This is a genomic window from Collinsella aerofaciens, from assembly GCF_015552075.1.
GTDB classification, from domain to species: Bacteria; Actinomycetota; Coriobacteriia; order Coriobacteriales; family Coriobacteriaceae; genus Collinsella; species Collinsella aerofaciens_Y.
Genome location: NZ_JADNDZ010000089.1, coordinates 1 through 5,705 on the forward strand (window position 1 = coordinate 1; position 5,705 = coordinate 5,705).

At 57.4% G+C, this 5,705-nt stretch carries 4 protein-coding genes; 2 read left to right on the plus strand and 2 right to left on the minus strand.

The annotated features are described in order from the left end of the window. Positions 1-494 precede the first annotated feature (494 nt). Together I2D41_RS06850 and I2D41_RS06855 are read right to left on the minus strand one after the other, a co-directional pair. Positions 495-2,705 carry an ABC transporter permease gene (locus I2D41_RS06850; RefSeq protein WP_195364006.1) on the minus strand — a complete coding sequence of 737 codons (2,211 nt, stop codon included), beginning with the start codon at positions 2,703-2,705 and terminating at the stop codon, positions 495-497. Beyond that, a complete protein-coding gene (locus tag I2D41_RS06855; protein ID WP_271741674.1) occupies positions 2,695-3,480 on the minus strand; it encodes an ABC transporter ATP-binding protein in 786 nt (261 codons plus the stop codon). Before I2D41_RS06855 ends, I2D41_RS06850 begins: the two co-directional genes overlap by 11 nt. Before the next feature lie 148 nt (positions 3,481-3,628). Here I2D41_RS06855 and vsr point away from each other — a divergent pair, with 148 nt between their 5' ends. Continuing rightward, the gene (gene vsr, locus I2D41_RS06860; RefSeq protein ID WP_195364007.1) at positions 3,629-4,615 is read left to right on the plus strand and encodes a DNA mismatch endonuclease Vsr; all 987 of its coding nucleotides are present in this window, start codon (positions 3,629-3,631) and stop codon (positions 4,613-4,615) included. Between the two features lie 498 nt (positions 4,616-5,113). Then, a partial coding sequence (locus I2D41_RS06865) for a cupin domain-containing protein (RefSeq protein ID WP_195364008.1) occupies positions 5,114-5,705 on the plus strand: 592 nt, incomplete at its 3' end.

Genomic DNA, 5,705 nt, shown 5'->3' on the forward strand with positions numbered 1-5,705 from the left:
AGGTCAGCGCCCTTTCGTTTCACGTCACCTTGTCTCAAATGCGACCCGCTCGCTGTCCGTCCTCTACCTGCGGCGTTATCTTGCTCCGGATGTGGCAGTTAGGGACGCTCCTTTTCTGCCGGCAGTTTGGGACACTCCTTGGGTGGCCGTTGGGGACGTTCTTGCTTGACTAGTCAAACAAGAACGTCCCCAACGGCCAGTCGATTAAGAACGTCCCCAACGACTACCCGGGGGAGTTGCCTTCCCTCGTGGCGGTCTTCTAGCAGAAAAACCAAGTGAGTAGGCTTTTTGCAGAAGGCCGAGCACGCCCTAAAACGCCACAGCTCTGACCTGCAGTTTTATAGATCATTTGTCGCGATGTGCTCGGCAGGTTCAAAAAAGTCTACTCACTTGTATCTGAGACGCACCAGATTGGCAAAAACCGCCGCGAAAGGGCCCCTGGTCCCTTCGCGGCGGTCATACGCCTCTAATTTTGCGACGGTTTTGCCCGCTTGTTACTCGCTGTAGCGGGTGGCTATGGCGGCTTGTACCATGCCGGTGCTCATGAGGTAGGTCACCAGGAAATAGCCGCCGTAGGCTGCCAGGAAGATCGCGCAGGTGAGGCCCACGGTGCCGCCGATGCTCATATTTCCGAATATGCTCACCATCTCGATGATCACCTTAAGTGCCACAAAGGAGTGCGCCAGGCCCACTGCCAGCGGGAACAGGAAGAATACCGCCTGCTGTGCCATCACCGAATGGCGAATCTGGCGGTCGTCACAGCCAATCTGCGCCAGCACACGATAGCTGCGGCTGCCGTCGGCCACGTTGGAGAGTTGCTGAATCGACAGAATCGCCGCGCATGCAACGACCAATACAAAGCCGATGTAGATGGCTAGGTAGCTAATAAGACCGTTCATTTGCGCTGCTTGCGTGTACATCTCGGAGCGTGTGATGAAGGTTCCCCACGACCCCGGCTCCTTGCCGTCAACGAGCAGATTGTCGAGCACAGTGTATTTAATGCTCTCGTCTGCCTCGGTCGTATTCATCCCCTGTTTGTAGTTAACGAGCAGGCTACTGGAATACGGCTGCAGATTAAGTTGGGACAACAGCTCGTCGGCTACGACCACGGTGCCCGGATTACTGCCCATCGCCGAGTTGGCGATGGCCGCCGTATCTTCGTCCGACTTATCGGTTGCGGGCTTGAGCTCATGCCCGCCCAAGGTAAGGGCATGGCCGCCAGCCATATACTTGGTGTACAGGTCGACCAGCTCGCCGCCCATATCACACGTGAGCAGATACTGGTCGTGACCGATGTGCACCGGCTCCTCGCCCATCATCTGGCGCAGTTTGTTGTACTGGCTCGCCGGCGTCACAAACAGACCCATCGTATCGGCATTGCCACCCCCGAACGCCTTGGGAAGCTTTTCGCCCATGGTCTTGCACATCTCACTTGGAGTCACCGAAGGATTCGAGCCGCCAAACGGGTAACTCAGATACGAATCGATTTGCACATGCTCACCGGCAACATCGGCGATATCGACCTTCTTGCCGGTCTCGTCGTTGTTGTCCGCCGACTTGCCCTTGCCGTGCCATGCAGGGTACAAATCGACCGTTGTATCGGCCAACACCATGCGATCGGCCTCAGACGGATTGACATACCCTTTGTACCCTTTGTAGTAGTCGAGCGTATCGGGCGTGTAATAAACATACCTCTGAGACACGTCAACAGGGTTATAGCGCTCCAGGTTTTCATTCATCACGTTGGCAATTGACATACCGCACGTCACCGAGGTGATGGCCAAAAACAGGAGCATCGCGATGACGCCCATCGAAAAGCACACCGTGTTGACCTTGGCCGCAAGCTGGCGCACGGTAAACATGTTGAGGCCGCGCCAATACACGCCGCGCAGGCTCTGCAGCAGCTTGATGAGCATGCCCGAGAGTCCCCAGAACAGGGCAAAGGTGCCCACGGTAACCATAGCGGTCGTAATACCAAACTGGTTCATGGCCTCTTGCAGCTTGCTGTCCGTCGCGGTTAGCGGGAACCCATCACGTAGCAGACGGTAATAGGCCACGCCCACAAGCACCACGCCCACGGCAAAGATGGCAATCGCAATCCAGGGGTTGCGTGTCTTGATGCTCTCGTTGCGACGCTCGGCACCCATAAGCTCGATGAGTTTGGTACGACGCACGGCGCGAAGGTTCAGCAGTAGCGTGAGCACAAACATTACGAGCATGCAGGCAAGGGTCAGATTGAACGCATGCACCGAGAAAAAGAAGTGGAAATTGGCAATCTGCGTCTTAAAGAGCGAGGCCGTAAAGAACGTCATGAGCTGGGAGAGTCCCACACCCAGCACAATGCCGGCGACAAAGGCCACGACCGAAACGATCACCGTCTCGAGCGCCATAATCGTGGCGACGCGCCCGCGCCCCATGCCGAGCACCTGGTACAGGCCAAACTCCTTCTTGCGGCGTTTCATGATGAAGTTATTGGCATACACCATCAAAAAGGCCATGACACCGGCCAAAAAGTACGTCAGGTCGCCGAGCATGCTGCCCATAACCTGTGCCAAGCCCTCTTCATCGATTCCGGCGATGTCGACCTGCATCGAGATGGTGTTAAAGGCATAGAAGACCGTGACGCCCAGGGTGAGCGTCAGCAAGTAGACGAGGTAGTCGCGGCCGGCGCGGCGGACGTTGCCCCAAGCGAGTTTACAGAGCATCGGAGCCCTCACCGCCCATCATGGCAACGACCTCCATAATGCGGTCGAAGAACTCTCGGCGGTCGGTGTCGCCGCGGCGCAGCTCGGTGAAGATCTTGCCGTCGCGAATAAACAGCACACGGCTCATGTAGCTGGCGACAAAGCTGTCGTGCGTGACCATGAGCACCGTGGCGCGCAGGCGGCGATTGAGGGCCTCCAGGCTCTCGAGCAGCAGGCGGGCACTCTTGGAATCGAGGGCGCCGGTGGGCTCGTCGGCCATGATCATGGTGGGGTCGGTGACGAGCGCGCGGGCCGCGGCAACGCGCTGCTGCTGACCGCCGGACATCTGGTAGGGATACTTGTCGAGCACCTGACTGATAGACAGACGCGCGGCCACATCCTGCACGCGGGTCGAGATCTCTGCCGAGTTTGTGCGGGCAATGGTGAGCGGCAGGGCGATGTTCTCGCGTGCCGTGAGCGTATCGAGCAGGTTGGAGTCCTGGAAGATAAAGCCGAGCTCTTCGCGGCGGAACTGCGAAAGCTTAGCCTGCTTCATGCGCGTCACGTCCTGGCCGTTGATGCGGATGGTGCCGCTCGTGGCGCTATCAATGGTCGACACGCAGTTGAGCAACGTCGACTTGCCCGAGCCCGAAGCGCCCATGATGCCAACAAATTCGCCGCGGTTGACCGTAAAGCTGACGTCGTTGAGCGCGCGGGTCACGTTGCCCAGCGCTCCATATACCTTTTCGAGATGCGCGACCTCCAGTACCGGGGTCGCCATGTGCGTGGTTTGCATACCGAGTCCTTTCTTGCGATTAGTCTACGGCATCTATAGTCGCAAGAAGACGAGTCAGCTACCATCGATATGGCTTACGCTTGCCTTACCGTTGTGTAAGGTAGGGGTAGCTAGCCTGTCACGTGATGATATTGAGAGAGGACTCCTGTTGAAGACTGTTCATGTTGCCGCTGGGATCATTCGCAAAGAAGGATCCGATGAGCTGCTTGCCGTGCAGCGCGGCTACGGCGACATGCAAGGACTTTGGGAATTCCCGGGCGGCAAGCTCATGCGCGGCGAGACACCCGAAGACGCCGTGCGCCGCGAGCTCATGGAAGAGCTGCAGGTAAAAGTTACCAACCTGCGCGATTTCTATACCGTTGAGTATGACTACCCCGATTTTCATCTCTCCATGGAGTGCTACTACTGCTCGCTCGCCGATGAATCCGATGAGCCTCAGAAACATGACCGACAGCTCGATATCCGCTGGATTCCGCGCGCCTCGCTTGCCACGGTGGAATGGATGCCCGCCGACAAGGGGCTTATCGATGCCCTGATTGAGCTGAAGGAAGATCGGCTTGAGGCTAACGCCGCCAACGACACCGAGTCCACCACAGCCGACGAGCCCGTTACCAAACCCAAGCGCAAAGCCAAGCGCCGCAGCGAAAAGCGCCCCAAGCCCGGCCTGCTCGACGGCATCGACACCTCGGGCCTTTCCGCCGACGAGCGTGAACTCGTGCGCCGTCGCGCCGCTATAAAAAAGTCCATGAAGGGCAACAAGCGTGCGAACACCAAACCCGAGCTGCTCGTTCGCCAGCGCCTGCGCGCCGCGGGCCTTACGGGCTATCGTTTGGAATGGAAGGTACCCGGCAAGCCCGATATCGCCTTTCCCGGACGCAAGATCGCCATCTTCGTCAACGGCTGCTTTTGGCATCGCTGCCCCAAGTGCAACCCTAGCCAGCCCAAGCGCAACGTTGAGTTTTGGGAGGCAAAGTTCCGTCGCAACGTCGAGCGCGACCGCGCTGCCGTGGCAACACTCACTCAAATGGGCTGGACGCCTATAACCATCTGGGAATGTGAGCTCAAGAAAGACCGCATCGACGCCACGATGGAAAAGGTCATCGAGCAGGTGCGCGCCGCCGCACCGCAGCGCTAGGAACGAGCCGTCCACACGCCCCACACAGGCGAGCCACATCCACGTCACAAACCTTAGAAAGCCCTTAAGTCCAAAACCTTTCAAGAGTGTTACTCGATAGCTTTGACCTGCGGTTTCATCGCAACGTCAAACCTCATTAAGCTTTTCTTTAGCGATTCTTTGCAACAGCCGCGGCATAATGCTGCCAACGCACGGGACCTAGCAGCAAACCCCGTGCGCAACCTTTTGGTGGACATCGAGGAGGCCGCATAAGCATGCATTCTTCCAATGACGCAACACAGCAGCCATCCCTAAAATATGCAAACCTTTTCTCCTTCCCCCCGACACAGAGAAACAGTCTCCTCGACTCCCCCGCCACAAAAGCCAAACGCTCAACAAACCAGAGCCACAACTTGCGAGCATCGTTCGAAAAGCTCCAAGCATCCCTAGACAAGGCGTTCCCCGAACAGGCAAGGGCAATCTAAGCCCATCGCGCTTTATACTGATGCCATGCGAAACATGGATCACATAGAATTGCACCGCGGAGGACGCGAGGAAGCCTTTCCCGAGACCGCCGAAGACTGGCCCTATATTGCCGAACGCGCAGAATTCGCTCGCTATCCGGGCAATTCCGTCCCCTGGCATTGGCATTCCGAAGTCGAGCTTTTCTACATGGAACAGGGAGCAATTGACTATCGCACGCATGCGACTCATGAGCACATGCGCTTTGAGGAAGGGTCCGCCGGCTTTATCAACGGCGGCGTTTTGCACAGCACCCTGCAATCACCCAATTCGGCGCCGGCAATTCAACTGCTGCATATCTTTCAACCGTCAATGCTCGGCGATCCCGCGGGACGCCTTCAAAAGCGCTACATCAATCCTTTACTGCAATGTCGAGGCGTCGATATGCTCAAATGGTCGCCCACCAACCCCGGCGATATGCCCTTTATCGATTTGCTGAAGAGCTCCTTTAACCACGATCTTCAACAGCCGCAGAACGAGATGGCGCTTCGAAATAGCCTGTCAGAGCTCTGGATTCAGATTTACGCCAAGGCCGAACCGCTCTTTTCCTCCGACGGCGCCTCTTGGATGACCGGCCGCGACGTACAGT